This is a genomic window from Streptococcus oralis, assembly GCF_021497885.1.
Taxonomy (GTDB): Bacteria; Bacillota; Bacilli; order Lactobacillales; family Streptococcaceae; genus Streptococcus; species Streptococcus oralis_BQ.
On sequence record NZ_CP046523.1, the window covers coordinates 223,062 to 238,841 of the forward strand.

Sequence of the window (15,780 nt, forward strand, 5' to 3'; positions counted from 1 at the left end):
GAGGGGAGGGATTTTATCTTTCTCGCAGAGTATAATCATGTATACGAAGGGAGAACTGAAAATGATAAAATCAATTCGCATCTTATTGTTGCTGGCTTTGATCCAGATTAGTCTGAGTAGCTGTTTACTGTGGAAGGGAGCCATCTTAACCTTAAAGCAATCAAGCGCCTATTTTCTAGTGTTTATCGTATTGGCATCAGGTCTGTGCGCAGGGATGAATTTCTTTTATACTCGAGATCAGGATGTTCATAGCATTATAAGCAGTCAGAAAAAAGTGAAACTATTTTATAGTATCTTGTTGGTCTTAAACCTAGTAGGTGTCTGTCTGGTGTTATCGGAGACTATCTTAACACAGACAGCTTTTCAGCAAGAGTTGGTAGATCTTTTCTTGCCTTCCTTCTTTTTCTTGTTTGGCATTGATTTACTTGTCTTTTTACCATTTGAAAAATACAGCCGAGATTTGGGAACCACTCTCAATAAGAAAAAAACAGTTATCCTAACAGTTCTGGCAACCTTGCTGTTCTTAAGAAATCCAATGACGGTTTTATCTATTGTTTTTTATGTTGGTTTAGGCTTCATTTTTGCTCGGTTTTTGTTTCCAAAATCTATGAGAAGAGAATTTTCCTTTTACGGGCATGTAATCCGAGATATTTTACTTGTCAGCGCCATGTGTATATTTTTTTAAAAACACTTGTCTATCAATAAAAATCCCTTATTTTACCAAAGTTGTTATAGTAAGTTTGTAAAGAAAATTCACACAAAAGAAAACTTTTTGGTATAATAGTAGCATGTACACAAAAAATGAAGAAGAGCTGATCAATCTGGGAGAACGCCTAGGAACCTTGCTCCAAAAAAATGATGTTTTGATCTTGTCTGGGGAATTGGGTGCTGGTAAAACAACCTTTACAAAGGGTCTTGCCAAGGGCTTGGGTATTCGTCAGATGATCAAAAGTCCAACTTACACCATCGTGAGAGAGTATGAGGGTCGCCTTCCGCTCTACCACTTGGATGTCTATCGGATTGAGGGGGATGCTGATTCGATTGACTTGGATGAGTTTCTCTTCGGTGGTGGTGTGACCGTTATTGAGTGGGGCCATCTTTTGGGTGAGGATTTACCAGATTCTTACTTGGAGTTGGAACTCTTGAAAGAGGCTGAGGGTCGTCGCCTCTATTTTACCGCTCAGGGTTCTCGTGCTGAGGAATTGATTAAGGAGCTTCAAGATGGAGTATGAACTTTGTATTCGTGAGGCTGAAGCTCATGATGCAGCTGCTTTGGTTGCATTCTTGGATTTAGTTGGACAGGAGACAGATTTCACCAGTCTAGATGAAAATGGTATCCTGATGACAGCTTCTGAAATGGCGCTTTTTATTGAAAAGCAAGCGACTTCAGATAACCAAATCACTCTCCTAGCCCTCCTGAATGATGAAATTGCAGGTGTTTTGAACATCACGGCAGAGCAACGTATACGGATTCGCCACATCGGGGATATCTTTTTGGTCATCCAAAGGAAGTTTTGGAATCATGGCTTAGGAAGCGTACTCCTTGAAGAGGGAATTGAGTGGGCTAAAACCAGTGGAGTTTTGTGTCGTTTGCAGCTCAGTGTACAAAAGCGCAACGAGGCAGCTATCCACCTCTATTCAAAATTTGGATTTGTTACAGAAGGCTTACAAGAAAGAGGAGCCTATTTAAAAGAAGGGATATTTTTAGACGTTTACCTGATGGGTAGACTGATAGATAAATGATAAGATGGTAAAAAAAATAATCGGAATGCTACTAGCTTTTCTAACAGTAACGGCTTTAGGTGTAGGTGCGTATGCCTATACTATTTATTATCAAGGAACTGAAACCTTAAGTAAAAAAACTTATAGGAAAATTGGTGAAGAAACCAACGTGATTGAGGCGACAGAGCCTTTGACCATTCTTTTGATGGGGGTAGATACGGGAAATGTAGAACGTACCGACCCTTGGGCGGGGAATAGTGATTCCATGATTCTTTTGACAGTCAATCCGAAAACCAAGAAAACCACTATGATGAGTTTAGAACGGGATATTTTGACCAAGATTGAAACTGGAAATGGCCAAGTTCAGGAAGCGAAACTCAATGCTGCCTATGCCAATGGCGGTGCAGAGTTGGCTATTTCAACCATTCAAAAAATGATGAACATTCATATCGATCGTTATGTGATGGTCAACATGCAAGGACTCCAACAGCTAGTTGATGCAGTTGGGGGCATCACAGTCAACAACACACTCGGTTTTCCAATTTCGATTGCTGATCAGGAAGAATTTAATAAAATCTCGATTGGAGTCGGTGAGCAAACTTTGAATGGTGAGGAAGCTCTGGTCTATTCACGGATGCGTTATCAGGATCCTGAGGGAGACTATGGTCGTCAAAAACGTCAACGTGAAGTCATTCAAAAGATTATGGAAAAGGTCTTGAGCCTCAATAGTATCAGTCATTATCAAGCTATCTTAAAAGCGCTTAGTGATAATATGCAGACAAATGTTGATTTGTCTGCCTCCAGTATTCCACAACTACTCGGTTACCAAGATTCCTTTAAAAACATCGAAACTCATCAACTTCGTGGTGAAGATGCCGAGTTGCAAGGAATCTCTTACCAAATCGTAACGAGAGAGCATATGCTAGAAATGCAAAATCTTTTGCGTCGTTCCCTAGGGAGAGAGGACGTAGCAGAGTTGGAGACCAACGCTGTTCTGTATGAAAATCTTTATGGTCGAACAGCACCTTCCACAAATGCTTCAAACGAAGAGGTAGAATAAAACAAAGAATCAAATCGTGGGACTTTCCTGCGATTTTTTCAAAAAAATTCGAATAGATAGGTAGGAGGAAATATGAAAGCAGAAATCATTGCTGTAGGAACGGAAATTTTGACAGGGCAGATTGTCAATACCAATGCCCAGTTTTTATCAGAAAAATTAGCAGAAATTGGAGTAGATGTCTACTTCCAAACAGCTGTCGGAGATAATGAAGCGCGTCTTTTGTCCTTACTTAAGATTGCGAGTCAACGTAGTAATCTTGTGATTTTGACAGGGGGCTTAGGGCCAACAGAGGATGATTTGACCAAACAAACATTGGCAAAATTTTTGGGAAAAGCCTTGGTGTTTGACCCTCAAGCGCAAGAGAAACTGGATGTCTTTTTTGCTCAAAGGCCAGACTATGCTCGGACACCTAATAACGAGAGGCAAGCCCAAATTGTAGAAGGGGCGACTCCACTGCCAAATGAGACAGGCTTAGCGGTAGGAGGGGTATCGGAAGTAGATGGCGTGACCTACGTGGTCCTCCCAGGACCGCCAAGTGAGTTGAAACCCATGGTCTTAAATCAACTCTTACCTAAGTTAATGACTGGTACCAAGTTATACTCACGAGTGCTCCGTTTCTTTGGAATTGGTGAGAGTCAGTTGGTAACCATTTTGGCAGATTTGATTGACCATCAAACTGATCCGACCTTGGCACCTTATGCCAAAACGGGAGAAGTGACCTTACGCTTGTCCACAAAAGCAGTTAGTCAAGAAAAGGCTGATCAAGCCTTGGACACCTTGGAAAATCAAATCTTAGATCGCCAGACTTTCGAGGGGGGTTCACTGCGAGACATCTGTTATGGATATGGGGAAGAAACCAGTCTAGCAAGTGTCGTTGTAGAAGAACTAAAGAAGAGAAAGAAAAGCATTACTGCAGCAGAGAGCTTGACGGCAGGTCTCTTTCAGGCTACTTTAGCAGACTTTTCAGGCGTTTCTGCCATCTTTAATGGAGGGTTTGTCACTTACAGTTTAGAAGAAAAGTCTAAGATGCTGGATATTTCCGAGCAAGAGCTTAAAAAACATGGGGTCGTTTCAGAGTTTACGGCTAAAAAGATGGCAGAGCAGGCACGACTCAAGACTCAGTCTGACTACGGAGTCAGTTTGACGGGTGTGGCAGGACCAGATAGCCTAGAGGGGCATCCGGCTGGGACGGTCTTTATTGGCTTGGCACATGCAAAAGGGACAGAGGTTATCAAGGCTAATATCGCAGGGCGGAGCCGAGCAGATGTTCGTCAGATTGCGGTCATGCATGCCTTTAACCTAGTTCGCAAGGCTTTATTAAGTGACTAACTTTTGATATAATAGTAGATAGGTCTTAGGACTATTAGAATACAGGAGAATAGAATGGCGAAAAAACCAAAAAAATTAGATGAAATTTCAAAAAAGTTTGGAGCTGATCGTGAAAAAGCCTTGGACGATGCTCTTAAATTGATTGAGAAAGACTTCGGTAAGGGTTCAATCATGCGTTTGGGTGAGCGTGCAGAGCAAAAAGTGCAAGTGATGAGTTCAGGGTCGTTGGCTCTTGATATTGCTCTTGGTTCAGGTGGTTATCCTAAGGGACGTATCATCGAAATCTATGGACCAGAATCATCTGGTAAGACAACAGTTGCCCTTCACGCTGTCGCGCAAGCACAAAAAGAAGGTGGTATCGCAGCCTTTATCGATGCGGAGCATGCTCTTGATCCAGCTTATGCAGCAGCACTTGGTGTGAACATTGACGAATTACTCTTATCACAACCAGACTCAGGGGAGCAAGGTCTTGAAATTGCAGGAAAATTGATTGACTCAGGTGCAGTTGACCTTGTCGTTATCGACTCGGTTGCTGCCCTTGTACCTCGTGCAGAAATTGATGGGGATATTGGAGACAGCCACGTTGGTTTGCAAGCTCGTATGATGAGCCAGGCCATGCGTAAACTTGGAGCTTCTATCAATAAGACAAAAACAATTGCTATCTTTATCAACCAATTACGTGAAAAAGTTGGGGTCATGTTTGGAAATCCTGAAACAACACCTGGTGGACGTGCTTTGAAATTCTACGCTTCAGTCCGTTTGGATGTTCGTGGAAGCACACAAATCAAGGGAACTGGTGACCAAAAAGATACCAATGTCGGCAAGGAAACCAAGATCAAGGTCGTGAAAAACAAGGTGGCTCCACCATTTAAGGAAGCCTTTGTTGAAATCATGTACGGAGAAGGAATTTCTAAGACTGGTGAGCTCTTGAAGATTGCAAGTGATCTCGATATCATCCAAAAAGCGGGAGCATGGTACTCTTACAAGGGTGAAAAAATCGGGCAAGGATCTGAAAATGCTAAGAAATACTTGGCAGATCACCCAGAGATCTTTGATGCCATCGACCATCAAGTTCGTGTTCAATATGGCTTGATTGAAGATGAAGAAACCTCAGATGCTAGTCCAGTAGCAGAGACGACTTCTAACCAAGAAGTAACACTTGACCTAGGTGATGGACTTGAAATCGAAATTGAAGAATAACATAAAAAGTAGCAGATAGGAACTGCTACTTTTTATGTTTATTTCAGATGAAAGAACTAATGATCACTAAAACGACGATATTCGATGTGAAAGTCAAAATAATGTTCATCCTGTAACTTTTGGAAGATGTCGCGATAGGCTTCTTCGTCAAAATGGTCGCCACGGTAGAGGATTTCAAAACTCAGATCATCGTACTCTAGAAAAGCGTTGGCTGTTTTAAAGCCATTTTGTCGATAGAAGTCCATGCGAGCCTTCCTTTGCTCTAAGTTATCGCATTCTTCATCCAATCGCTCGACTTCGAGCAACATGGTTCGCTGGTAAAAATCAGTTAGCTTTTCGATGATTTCTTTTCCATATCCATGGCTCCTCAAGTGGGGCATGATGGCAAAAAAACTGATATAGAAGGCCTTTGGATTGGAGATGGAGAAGGCAAAGCCGACAAACTCTTCTTGGTTATAAAAGGCAAAAAAGTGGGCGTCATCTCGGTCCTGATAGCGCAAGAACTCAGACAGAGGGACTCGTTCTTCCTCGGGGAAAGCTTCCTTGTTTAGCTTTTCAACCTTATCCAGATCAGGGAACACATCGGTAATTAATTGACTGGTCAAACTCATAAGTGACCTCCTTTTCTTGATTATAGCAAATTGTCTCTCTGTAAGCAATTGATTGCAAGAAATCCAAGCAATCCTTGTCGCTCCTCTAGAAAGCTGATATAATAGCTTTATGAATAAGAAACGATCCGTGGACTTGATACATGGTCCTATTCTTCCTGCGCTTTTAAGCTTTGCCTTTCCAATCTTGCTGTCAAATATTTTTCAGCAACTCTATAATACAGCTGACGTCTTGATTGTTGGGCGTTTTCTTGGTCAAGATTCCTTAGCTGCAGTAGGGGCGACAACGGCCATTTTTGACTTAATTATAGGCTTTACTCTAGGTGTTGGAAATGGCATGGGGATCGTCATTGCCCGCTATTATGGGGCTCGTAATTTCACCAAAATCAAGGAAGCAGTAGCAGCAACTTGGATTTTAGGTGCTCTTTTGAGCATTGTGGTCATGCTGATGGGCTTTGTCGGTCTGTATCCACTCTTGCAATACCTAGATACCCCTGCAGAAATCCTTCCCCAGTCCTATCAATATATTTCTATGATTGTGACTTGTGTAGGTGTCAGCTTTGCTTATAATCTCTTTGCAGGCTTGTTGCGGTCCATTGGTGATAGTCTAGCAGCTCTTGGCTTTCTGATTTTTTCTGCCTTGGTCAATGTGGTTCTGGATTTGTATTTCATTACGCAACTGCATCTGGGAGTTCAATCTGCGGGGCTTGCTACCATTATCTCGCAAGGCTTATCAGCGGTTCTTTGCTTTTTCTATATCCGTAAGAGTGTTCCAGAACTGCTTCCTCAACTCAAGCATTTTAAATGGAACAAGGTCTTGTACGCGGATCTCTTGGAGCAAGGTTTGGCCATGGGTTTGATGAGTTCGATTGTGTCTATCGGTAGTGTGATTTTACAGTCTTCTGTCAATACTTTTGGAGCCGTGATTATAAGTGCCCAAACAGCAGCTCGACGGATTATGGCCTTTGCTTTGCTTCCGATGACGGCTATTTCTTCTGCCATGACGACCTTTGCTTCTCAGAATCTTGGGGCTAAGCGACCAGACCGCATTGTTCAAGGACTTCGAATCGGTAGTCGTTTGAGCATGTCCTGGGCAGGTTTTGTTTGTATTTTCCTCTTTTTTGCCACTCCTAGCTTGGTTTCCTTCTTGGCCAGTTCGACAGATAGTTACTTGGTAGAAAATGGTAGTCTTTACCTGCAAATCAGTTCAGTCTTTTATCCGATTTTGAGCCTTTTGCTGATTTATCGGAATTGCTTGCAGGGCTTGGGGCAGAAAGTCCTTCCTCTAGTTTCCAGCTTTATAGAACTAATCGGGAAAATCGTTTTTGTGGTCTTGATTATCCCTTGGGCAGGGTATAAGGGAGTAATCCTTTGCGAACCCCTTATCTGGGTTGCCATGACCACCCAACTGTACTTTTCACTTTTCCGTCATCCCTTGATAAAAGAAGGCAAGGCTATCTTGGCAACAAAAGTGTCATAATAGCTCGATTTGCTGAACAAAATCCATTTACTCTAGTGAAAATCGAAAAAACTTGTGTTATAATAAGAAAGATTAAAATGTGAAAAAAGGAGATTCCTAATGGGACGTAAATGGGCCAATATCGTAGCCAAGAAAACGGCTAAAGATGGAGCTAACTCTAAAGTATATGCAAAATTTGGTGTAGAAATCTATGTAGCAGCAAAAAAAGGTGATCCAGACCCAGAATCAAACACTGCTTTGAAATTCGTTATCGACCGTGCTAAACAAGCCCAAGTGCCGAAACACGTTATCGATAAAGCGATTGATAAAGCAAAAGGAAACACAGACGAAACCTTTACAGAAGGACGTTACGAAGGATTTGGACCAAATGGTTCTATGTTGATTGTGGATACCTTGACTTCAAACGTCAACCGTACGGCAGCCAATGTCCGTGCAGCCTTTGGTAAAAACGGCGGAAACATGGGTGCTTCAGGTTCGGTTTCATACCTCTTTGACAACAAGGGTGTGATCGTATTTGCTGGTGAAGATGCGGATGCCATCTTTGAACTTTTGCTAGAAGCGGATGTGGATGTGGATGATGTAGAAGCAGAAGAAGGAACAATTACTGTTTACACAGCTCCAACAGACCTTCACAAGGCAATCGTTGCCCTTCGTGAGTCAGGTATCCAAGAATTCCAAGTGACAGAATTGGAAATGATTCCTCAGTCAGAAGTGGAGTTGTCAGGTGATGACCTTGAAACCTTTGAAAAACTTTACAGCGTCCTTGAAGACGACGAAGACGTACAAAAGATCTACACAAACGTAGATGGATTCTAATAGAAAAACGAACAGTTTTACTAGCTGTTCGTTTTTTTGATATTTGAACCTAGACTCTGGTCCCAGAATCTGAATCTTTTTGCTGCTGGCTTCCTCCTAGGCCTACAGCTATTTTATGAACGAGCAAGAGCTGTCCATTGTCCTGTTTTGCAAAAGTTAAGGTAACAGTCTTGATCTTGTCTCCAATGGAGATATAGGTGATTTTTCTCGTATCGTACCCTCCGATAGTGGAGTCAAACTCGGAGTCTGGTAGTCCGTGTTTTTTGATAATATCCTTGTAGTTGGTACCACCTTTTCCTTTGTTGTCAAGGTCACCTTCGATTAAGGCGTCGAACTGTTCTCGGGTCCAGGTGAAGGTATCTTCTTCCTCCTCCTCTGGGATGGAATAGGTGCTATCATCTGTCAAGTCGCTCTCTTCTTCGCGTTCCATTGAGGAACTTGCCTCTCTATAGGAACGGTTAAACTCCCTAGCAAACTCTTTGTAGACATTAGCGTACAGTACCTGGGCCGTAAAGAAAAGCACAACAGAAGCAATTGCTAGGGATGTTCCGATAATGGCCATCGTTTTCCGTTTTTTAAGGTTGACGATAAGGCCGATAATGCCCAAGATCAAAGCGACAATAGCGATGAAAAAAGACAGATAGTTAATAAACGGAATCCAAGACCCTAAAAGTGCGATGGCTCCAAAAATAGTTGCTAAAATCCCTAAAACTTTTTGTTCTTCTGGTTTCATTTGAAAGTTTTCTCCCTTCATCGAGTGAATGGATTTCTATCCATGGTAGTTAGTGCTTATTATAGAAAAAATATTGCCTAATGTCAATTTAAACTAAAATAGTTCTCATGGAAACTTTTTTCTTGACATATTTTGTGGAAGTGATAAAATAGTTCTCATGGAAACTGAATAGTTCGCCAGAGAACTATATTGAATCGTAAGAAAGGAGCAATCATGGACAAGCCGATGTTAATGTTCAAACGTTTTGGACACCAGGTTCATCTGATGGTACAGAAAGAAGCTAAACGCTGTGGTATTGAATTTATGGGCGGACCGCAGGGCCAAGTCATACGATTTTTAGACTATTGTGAGGAGTCTGAACAGGCGGTGTTAATCAAGGATATTGAGCAGGAACTCAATATTACTAAATCTGTTGCGAGTAATCTAGTCAAGCGCATGGTACAAAATGGTTTGGTCGAGTTAGAGGCGAGCCCGAGCGATAAGCGGGCAAAATTTGTTCGCCTGACGGAGAAATCGCGTTCGCAGATGCAAAAAGTTAAGGAATTTTTTGATCGGATCGATCAGATTCTGCTAGAGGGTGTTTCAAAGTCAGACTTGGCAATCTTTGAAAAGGTACTCGGGCAATTGCAAGAAAATGTTGAGAAGATAGGAGGAGAGAATGAAGAAACTCGCTAAACGTATCACAGGAAAAGAGTGGGGAATGATTCTCTTGACTGTCCTCTTTACCTGTTTCTCGGTCTATCTAGAGTTAGAAGTACCGACTTACATTTCAGAAATTACAGAACTACTTGGAACTCCAGGTACGGAGCTAGGAGATCTTTGGTCACCAGCCATTAAGATGATAGGCTTGTCTCTACTTGCCTTTCTCTCATCCGTTACTGTTGGATTTTTTGCCGCTCGCGTCGCAGCGTCTTACACAACTCATTTACGAAGCGATATTTTTAATCGTGTATTGGATTATTCTCAGACAGAAATTAAACGTTTCTCTATTCCTAGTCTTTTGACTCGGACAACCAATGATATTACCCAAGTACAGATGCTCTTTACCATGGGCTTGCAAGTAGTTACTCGTGGGCCAATTATGGCTATCTGGGCCATTGGAAAAATCCTTGGGAAATCGGAATACTGGCTCTGGGCAGTAGTAATCGCTGTTATCGTCAATGTTTTGATGACAACTGTTCTCCTGACTCTGGCCTTTCCAAAACAATCGGTCATCCAAAAATTGACAGATAAACTCAATAGCATCACTCGTGAAAGTTTGACTGGGATTCGAGTTGTTCGCGCATACAATGCGGAAGATTACCAAGATGAAAAATTTGAAGCAGCCAATGATGAAGTGACGCGCCTCAATCTCTTTGTCAATCGATTGATGGCGATTATGAACCCGATTATGATGGGGATTTCAAGTGGATTGAGTTTAGCCATTTACTGGATTGGTGCCTATATCATCAACGACGCAAGTTTGACAGAACGTCTGCCGCTCTTTAGTGATATGGTAGTCTTCATGTCCTATGCTATGCAGGTCGTGATGGGATTCCTTCTCATGGGAGCACTCTTTATCGTTCTTCCTCGTACCTTGGTTTCGGCAGGACGTATCAATCAAGTCTTGGATCTGCATTCTTCTATTGAAAATCCTAGTCATGCAAAGACAGCGGATCCTTCCGTTCAAGGACAAGTGGAATTTCGTGATGTAACTTTCCGCTACTCTAAAAACTCAGAAGCAGTCGTGGAACATGTCACTTTCAAAGCGGAAGCGGGTCAAACCGTGGCTTTCATCGGATCGACTGGATCTGGTAAATCTACGCTTGTCAATCTCTTGCCACGTTTTTACGATGTTTCAGACGGAGAAATCCTAGTGGACGGAGTTAATGTTCAAGATTACGATTTGGAAGATTTGCGCAATAAGGTCGGCTATATTCCTCAAAAAGCAGTCCTCTTTTCTGGAGATGTCAAGGGGAACTTGGACTTTGGTAAGAGCAAAGAAACTCCTCTAAGCGAGGCTGCTATGTGGCAAGCTCTTGAATTGGCCCAGTCTAAAGCATTTATCGAGGACAAGGAAGCAGGTCTTGCATCAGAAGTGGCTCAAGGCGGAACCAACTTCTCAGGAGGTCAAAGACAGCGTTTGGCCATTGCACGCGCCTTGGCTCGTAAACCAGAGATTCTCATCTTTGATGATTCCTTCTCAGCCTTGGACTACAAGACAGATCGTATCCTGCGCCAAGAGTTAGCTGAGAAAACAAAATCCATGACCAAGCTCATCGTAGCGCAGCGCATTTCTACCATTATGGATGCAGACTTGATCTTAGTATTGAATCAAGGAAAAGTCGTGGGACAAGGCACCCACAAGGAACTTCTAGCTACCAACGAAGTCTACCAAGAAATTGCCTACTCACAACTATCGAAGGAGGAATTGGAACATGGAAAATAAAAAAGTTTCGGTCTGGAAACAGTGCAAACCTTATATGGCAGGCCTCCAACTCCCTCTCCTAATAGCAGTTGTGGCAGCGGTCATTTCAAGCATCATTACCGTTTATGGTCCAACTAAGATTAAAGAAATTACAAACTTGATTTCAGATGGTTTGATGACTGGAATTGATTTAGAGGCTGTTTCAAGTATTGCTAGCTTTTTAGTGATTCTCTATGTATTTGGCGCCATCCTTAACTATACACAGGCCTATATCTTTTCAACGAGTATCCAACATTTTTCAAAACGCTTGCGGACAGCAATCGCTGAAAAAATCAATCGTTTGCCACTTGGCTATTTTGACCGTCATTCACAAGGAGATACCCTTTCGCGCGTGACCAATGATGTGGATACGGCAGCGCAATCTCTCAACCAAAGTCTAGGGACAGTTCTTTCAGCTAGTTTCTTGTTGATTGCTGTCTTGGTGACCATGTTTGGGATGAACTGGATTTTGGCATTGGTAACCGTTGTATCAACCCTTGTTGGTTTTGCGGCGGTTTCCGTAATCATGGCCAAGTCACAGGGTTATTTTAAAGCCCAACAAAATAATCTAGCGGCCGTCAATGGTTATGTGGAAGAGATGTACTCTGGCCATAATGTAGTGACCAGCTACAACGCAGTGGACACCTCCAAAGCGAGATTTGCTGATTTAAACCAGGACTTGCATGATAGTATCTGGAAATCTCAGTTTATCTCTGGTATCATGATGCCAGCCATGTTCTTTGTTGGGAACTTTAGTTATGTCTTAGTCATCATCGTTGGGGCCGCGCTGGCGTTAGAAGGCCATATCACTATAGGGATTATTGTAGCCTTTATGGTTTACGTACGGACCTTCTCTCAACCTCTGTCACAGATTGCCCAAGGGATTACGAGCTTGCAACAAGCGAGTGCAGCCATGACTCGTGTATTAGAATTTTTGGCTGAAGCAGAGATGCAAGATGAATCTCATAAGGAAAGACAATTGAGCAACATGAAAGGGGAAGTAGTCTTTGATCACGTGTCCTTTGGCTATACACCAGAGCGCACCATCATCCATGACTTTTCTGCGACAGCTCATGCAGGTCAAAAGGTCGCAATCGTTGGACCGACTGGAGCTGGTAAGACAACCATTGTCAATCTTTTGATGAAGTTCTATGAGATAGATAAGGGAAGTATCTGTATCGATGGTGTGGATACCAAGGATATGAAGCGCTCAGAAGTACACGATGCCTTTTCAATGGTCTTGCAGGACACTTGGCTCTTTGAAGGAACGATTCGAGAGAACCTGATCTATAATCAGACAGACATCAGTGATGAACGAATGATGGAAGCCAGCAAGGCTGTGGGAATCCACCACTTTATCATGACCTTGCCAGATGGCTACGATACTGTTTTGGACGACACCGTGACCTTGTCTGTCGGACAAAAACAGCTCTTGACCATTGCTCGTGCTTTGCTAAAAGATGCGCCACTCCTAATTCTGGATGAAGCGACATCCTCAGTCGACACACGTACAGAGGAGTTGATTCAAAAAGCCATGGACCGTTTGATGGAAGATCGAACTTCCTTTGTCATCGCCCACCGCTTGTCAACTATCCGTAATGCCGACTTGATTCTTGTCATGAAAGATGGCAATATCATTGAGCAAGGGAACCATGATGACCTTATGGCCCAAGCTGGCTTCTATGCCGACTTGTACAATAGCCAATTTACAGAAGACGAAGCAGAAGAATAAATCAAAAGAAGGCTTGACGGCCTTCTTTTTCTGCACTATACTAGAAGACAAACGTCTCACCAGTAGACGAAAACAAGGTAATGAATGAGAATTATAAATGAAAAATTATCAAGAATGGTATCAAAATATCAGCTCCAGACTCACCAGCCATCCCCCTCTTTTATTTCTGTTATGCAGTTTCAATCGTTTGATGACAGTCGCCATGCCCTTGGTCTATCTGATTTTGCTAGTCACCACTTACCTGAAACTAGGACTGGGTCAGCAAGTTGGGGTTTATGTGCTTATTCCTGCATCAGGTTTTGTGATTTTGTCTCTTTTTCGTAAGAAAATCAACCACCCGCGGCCTTATGAAACTTGGGACATCCGTCCCCTGCTTGACAAGGATAGTTCGGGACAGTCTATGCCCAGTCGTCATGTCTTTTCGGCAACTATCATCTCCATGGCCTATTTCCATGCTTGGACTTTGATCGGAATGATCTTGCTTATTTGCTCAGGAGTCTTAGCCTTGGTCCGAGTATTAGGTGGTGTGCATTATCCAAAGGACGTCTTGGTTGGCTATGTCTGCGGTCTGTTGTGGGGGTTCTTTTTCTTCCTATTCTGACATGTAAGTTAGGCTGGTCCTACAACCACTTACTGCTTCATATTGACCACTTGCTTTTTTGCCCTTGTATTCCTAACTTAGCTTTGATATAGTAGAGTCAGAAAGGAGATGTGATGAAGTTACGAATTGAGATTGACGGCAATTTAGAGGAGACTGAAATTGTCATCAAGACACCCACTTTGACAGATGAAATTGCAGACTTGCAACGGCTCTTGCAAGAGTCAAAGGCTCCGAGGTTGACTTTTTACAAGGGGACAGGTGAATATTATCTAGACCTGTCAGAAATTCTCTTCTTTGAAACAGAAGGGAGCAAGATCTACGCTCATAACCAGAAGGAAGCCTATGAGGTTCGCCTCAAACTTTATGAGTTGGAGTCCATATTGCCTCGCTATTTTAGCCGAGTGTCCAAGTCAACGATCGCAAACATCCGTCAGATTTACTCAGTGGACAAGTCCTTTTCAGGAACGGGCACCATTTCCTTTTATCAGACGCACAAGGAGGTTCATGTCTCACGGCATTACCAATCCCTCCTAAAAGAAAATCTAAGAAACATGAGGTAAAAAAGATGAAAAAGAAAGCATTTGGTATTGTTTTATTGGTTTTAGCAGCTTGGATCTTGCTGCAAGGAAATTTTGGCATTCCTTCTTTGGATGGTAAAATATGGCCTTTACTTGGTATCGTCTTTTTTGCCTACCAATCAGTTGAAGCTTTGCTTCGTCGTCACCTGACATCGGCAGTTTTTACCGCTCTAGTAGCCTTAATGATTGCGAATCATTTTTATAAAATTTTTCCTATTCCAAACCAGTCCTTGTTTTGGGCTAGCATCTTAGCAGTGCTAGGTGTCGGCTATCTCACTCACTCAAGTAAGTTTTGGTATGGCAAAAAATGGTGGTACAGTGGTGAGCGAACAGTCATCACGGATAAGGAAGTCGCTTTTGGTAGTGGAACCTTCTATAAGCAGGATCAAGATCTTGTAGCCGACCAAGTGGAAGTCGCTTTTGGTGACGCAAAAATCTACTATGATAACGCAGAGATGTTAGGTGATTTTGCCACTCTGAATATCGAAGTGGCTTTTGGTAATGCAACTGTCTATGTTCCACAACACTGGCGTGTAGACTTGAAAGTAGAAACATCCTTTGGTGCAGCCAAGGCGGACGCTCCTGTAGCGCCGACTAACAAAACCTTGATTATCCGTGGAGAAGTCGCTTTTGGTAAACTTGGTGTTGTTTACGTCAAATAAAAAAATATTTTAATTCTCTTGATAAATTCAAGAAAGTGTGATAACATAGTACGGTATGTGGTGCTAGCACATCCGCTATATTAGATCTAATAGGAGGAAAACATAATGGCTAAAGTATGTTACTTTACAGGTCGTAAGACTGTATCAGGAAACAACCGTTCACACGCGATGAACCAAACAAAACGTGCCGTAAAACCAAACCTTCAAAAAGTTACTGTTCTTATCGATGGTAAACCTAAAAAAGTTTGGGCTTCAGCTCGTGCTTTGAAATCAGGTAAAGTTGAACGCGTTTAATAAAAATGAAAAGACCGCTTAGGTCTTTTTCTTTTGCTCTAAGGATAAAACCATTTGAAAAATAGAGTAAATATCCGCCGATACAGCATTCTGCTTTTACACTTGGAATGAAATATGATAAAATAGAGTATCAACTAGTTGAGGTAAAAAAAATGACTGTAAAAATTAATACAAAAGATGGTCAAATCGAACTGACAGATGAAGTGATTGCAACCGTTGTAGGTGGTGCAGCAACTGAGATTTTTGGTGTGGTCGGTATGGCTAGCAAAAATACCCTCAAAGATAATTTCCAAGCCCTCCTTGGTAAGGAAAATTATGCAAAAGGTGTTGTCGTGAAGGCAGCCGAAGATGGCAGCATTGCAGTTGATGTTTATACCGTCTTGAGCTACGGAACAAAGATTAGTGAAGTCTCAAAAAACATCCAAGAGCGTGTTCGTTTTAGTTTGGAAAACCAACTAGGAATCACCGCTCAGACTGTGAATGTCTACATTCAAAATATCAAAGTTGTAGGAGAATAAT

At 42.3% G+C, this 15,780-nt stretch carries 18 protein-coding genes; 16 read left to right on the forward strand and 2 right to left on the reverse strand.

The window, feature by feature from the left end:
• The first annotated feature begins 61 nt into the window (after positions 1-61).
• From GOM48_RS01145 to recA, 6 genes are all read left to right on the forward strand, one after another.
• Positions 62-685 carry a hypothetical protein gene (locus tag GOM48_RS01145; protein WP_235097832.1) on the forward strand — a complete coding sequence of 208 codons (624 nt, stop codon included), beginning with the start codon at positions 62-64 and terminating at the stop codon, positions 683-685.
• Positions 686-788: 103 nt separating this feature from the next.
• Positions 789-1,232, forward strand: a complete 444-nt coding sequence (gene tsaE / locus GOM48_RS01150) for a tRNA (adenosine(37)-N6)-threonylcarbamoyltransferase complex ATPase subunit type 1 TsaE (protein ID WP_061417733.1) — start codon at positions 789-791, stop codon at positions 1,230-1,232.
• Positions 1,222-1,743, forward strand: a complete 522-nt coding sequence (locus GOM48_RS01155; protein WP_235097833.1) for a GNAT family N-acetyltransferase — start codon at positions 1,222-1,224, stop codon at positions 1,741-1,743. Before tsaE ends, GOM48_RS01155 begins: the two co-directional genes overlap by 11 nt.
• A gap of 4 nt (positions 1,744-1,747) precedes the next feature.
• Positions 1,748-2,782 (forward strand): biofilm formation/cell division transcriptional regulator BrpA, encoded by a 1,035-nt coding sequence (gene brpA / locus GOM48_RS01160; RefSeq protein WP_235097835.1) that lies wholly within the window; start codon positions 1,748-1,750, stop codon positions 2,780-2,782.
• Between the two features lie 72 nt (positions 2,783-2,854).
• A complete protein-coding gene (locus GOM48_RS01165) occupies positions 2,855-4,111 on the forward strand; it encodes a competence/damage-inducible protein A (protein WP_235097837.1) in 1,257 nt (418 codons plus the stop codon).
• A 54-nt stretch (positions 4,112-4,165) separates the two neighbouring features.
• Positions 4,166-5,311 carry a recombinase RecA gene (gene recA, locus GOM48_RS01170; RefSeq protein WP_235097838.1) on the forward strand — a complete coding sequence of 382 codons (1,146 nt, stop codon included), beginning with the start codon at positions 4,166-4,168 and terminating at the stop codon, positions 5,309-5,311.
• 56 nt (positions 5,312-5,367) lie between these two features.
• Here the strand turns inward: recA and GOM48_RS01175 are convergent, their stop codons facing one another.
• Positions 5,368-5,922 (reverse strand): GNAT family N-acetyltransferase, encoded by a 555-nt coding sequence (locus tag GOM48_RS01175; RefSeq protein WP_125449796.1) that lies wholly within the window; start codon positions 5,920-5,922, stop codon positions 5,368-5,370.
• Positions 5,923-6,031: 109 nt separating this feature from the next.
• Here GOM48_RS01175 and GOM48_RS01180 point away from each other — a divergent pair, with 109 nt between their 5' ends.
• Positions 6,032-7,399 (forward strand): MATE family efflux transporter, encoded by a 1,368-nt coding sequence (locus GOM48_RS01180; RefSeq protein WP_235097840.1) that lies wholly within the window; start codon positions 6,032-6,034, stop codon positions 7,397-7,399.
• 99 nt (positions 7,400-7,498) lie between these two features.
• On the forward strand, positions 7,499-8,215 hold the full coding sequence (locus tag GOM48_RS01185) for a YebC/PmpR family DNA-binding transcriptional regulator (RefSeq protein WP_000532892.1): 717 nt from the start codon (positions 7,499-7,501) through the stop codon (positions 8,213-8,215).
• 49 nt (positions 8,216-8,264) lie between these two features.
• Here GOM48_RS01185 and GOM48_RS01190 read toward each other — a convergent pair whose 3' ends face one another.
• Positions 8,265-8,969: a CD20-like domain-containing protein gene (locus tag GOM48_RS01190; protein WP_235097842.1), complete on the reverse strand. Its 705-nt coding sequence runs from the start codon at positions 8,967-8,969 to the stop codon at positions 8,265-8,267.
• Positions 8,970-9,161: 192 nt separating this feature from the next.
• Between GOM48_RS01190 and GOM48_RS01195 the strand changes: the two genes are divergently transcribed.
• The 8 genes from GOM48_RS01195 to GOM48_RS01230 all read left to right on the forward strand — a co-directional run bounded on the left by GOM48_RS01195 (position 9,162) and on the right by GOM48_RS01230 (position 15,779).
• Entirely contained in the window at positions 9,162-9,623 is a 462-nt protein-coding gene (locus tag GOM48_RS01195) for a MarR family winged helix-turn-helix transcriptional regulator (RefSeq protein ID WP_235098703.1), read from the forward strand.
• Positions 9,607-11,376 (forward strand): ABC transporter ATP-binding protein, encoded by a 1,770-nt coding sequence (locus GOM48_RS01200; protein ID WP_235097844.1) that lies wholly within the window; start codon positions 9,607-9,609, stop codon positions 11,374-11,376. The genes GOM48_RS01195 and GOM48_RS01200 overlap by 17 nt, the downstream gene beginning before the upstream one ends.
• A complete protein-coding gene (locus tag GOM48_RS01205) occupies positions 11,366-13,126 on the forward strand; it encodes an ABC transporter ATP-binding protein (protein WP_235097847.1) in 1,761 nt (586 codons plus the stop codon). The genes GOM48_RS01200 and GOM48_RS01205 overlap by 11 nt, the downstream gene beginning before the upstream one ends.
• A 97-nt stretch (positions 13,127-13,223) precedes the next feature.
• Complete coding sequence (locus GOM48_RS01210) at positions 13,224-13,727, forward strand: phosphatase PAP2 family protein (protein ID WP_235097849.1); 504 nt, start codon at positions 13,224-13,226, stop codon at positions 13,725-13,727.
• 113 nt (positions 13,728-13,840) lie between these two features.
• Positions 13,841-14,287 (forward strand): LytTR family DNA-binding domain-containing protein, encoded by a 447-nt coding sequence (locus GOM48_RS01215; protein WP_000776591.1) that lies wholly within the window; start codon positions 13,841-13,843, stop codon positions 14,285-14,287.
• A 5-nt stretch (positions 14,288-14,292) separates the two neighbouring features.
• Positions 14,293-14,967, forward strand: a complete 675-nt coding sequence (locus GOM48_RS01220; RefSeq protein ID WP_235097851.1) for a LiaF transmembrane domain-containing protein — start codon at positions 14,293-14,295, stop codon at positions 14,965-14,967.
• A 105-nt stretch (positions 14,968-15,072) separates the two neighbouring features.
• A complete protein-coding gene (gene rpmB / locus GOM48_RS01225) occupies positions 15,073-15,261 on the forward strand; it encodes a 50S ribosomal protein L28 (RefSeq protein WP_001140948.1) in 189 nt (62 codons plus the stop codon).
• 152 nt (positions 15,262-15,413) lie between these two features.
• Complete coding sequence (locus GOM48_RS01230; protein ID WP_000216441.1) at positions 15,414-15,779, forward strand: Asp23/Gls24 family envelope stress response protein; 366 nt, start codon at positions 15,414-15,416, stop codon at positions 15,777-15,779.
• Position 15,780 lies beyond the last annotated feature (1 nt).

Excerpts from the sequence above, each read along its gene's own strand:
- GOM48_RS01195 (WP_235098703.1), top strand. The coding sequence starts at position 9,162 with ATGGACAAGCCGATGTTAATGTTCAAACGTTTTGGACACCAGGTTCAT.
- GOM48_RS01180 (WP_235097840.1), top strand. The coding sequence starts at position 6,032 with ATGAATAAGAAACGATCCGTGGACTTGATACATGGTCCTATTCTTCCT.
- GOM48_RS01175 (WP_125449796.1), bottom strand. The coding sequence starts at position 5,922 with ATGAGTTTGACCAGTCAATTAATTACCGATGTGTTCCCTGATCTGGAT.
- GOM48_RS01145 (WP_235097832.1), top strand. The coding sequence starts at position 62 with ATGATAAAATCAATTCGCATCTTATTGTTGCTGGCTTTGATCCAGATT.
- GOM48_RS01190 (WP_235097842.1), bottom strand. The coding sequence starts at position 8,969 with ATGAAGGGAGAAAACTTTCAAATGAAACCAGAAGAACAAAAAGTTTTA.
- GOM48_RS01200 (WP_235097844.1), top strand. The coding sequence starts at position 9,607 with ATGAAGAAACTCGCTAAACGTATCACAGGAAAAGAGTGGGGAATGATT.
- GOM48_RS01185 (WP_000532892.1), top strand. The coding sequence starts at position 7,499 with ATGGGACGTAAATGGGCCAATATCGTAGCCAAGAAAACGGCTAAAGAT.
- GOM48_RS01210 (WP_235097849.1), top strand. The coding sequence starts at position 13,224 with ATGAAAAATTATCAAGAATGGTATCAAAATATCAGCTCCAGACTCACC.
- GOM48_RS01215 (WP_000776591.1), top strand. The coding sequence starts at position 13,841 with ATGAAGTTACGAATTGAGATTGACGGCAATTTAGAGGAGACTGAAATT.
- tsaE (WP_061417733.1), top strand. The coding sequence starts at position 789 with ATGTACACAAAAAATGAAGAAGAGCTGATCAATCTGGGAGAACGCCTA.
- brpA (WP_235097835.1), top strand. The coding sequence starts at position 1,748 with ATGGTAAAAAAAATAATCGGAATGCTACTAGCTTTTCTAACAGTAACG.
- GOM48_RS01165 (WP_235097837.1), top strand. The coding sequence starts at position 2,855 with ATGAAAGCAGAAATCATTGCTGTAGGAACGGAAATTTTGACAGGGCAG.
- recA (WP_235097838.1), top strand. The coding sequence starts at position 4,166 with ATGGCGAAAAAACCAAAAAAATTAGATGAAATTTCAAAAAAGTTTGGA.
- GOM48_RS01220 (WP_235097851.1), top strand. The coding sequence starts at position 14,293 with ATGAAAAAGAAAGCATTTGGTATTGTTTTATTGGTTTTAGCAGCTTGG.
- GOM48_RS01155 (WP_235097833.1), top strand. The coding sequence starts at position 1,222 with ATGGAGTATGAACTTTGTATTCGTGAGGCTGAAGCTCATGATGCAGCT.
- GOM48_RS01205 (WP_235097847.1), top strand. The coding sequence starts at position 11,366 with ATGGAAAATAAAAAAGTTTCGGTCTGGAAACAGTGCAAACCTTATATG.
- rpmB (WP_001140948.1), top strand. The coding sequence starts at position 15,073 with ATGGCTAAAGTATGTTACTTTACAGGTCGTAAGACTGTATCAGGAAAC.
- GOM48_RS01230 (WP_000216441.1), top strand. The coding sequence starts at position 15,414 with ATGACTGTAAAAATTAATACAAAAGATGGTCAAATCGAACTGACAGAT.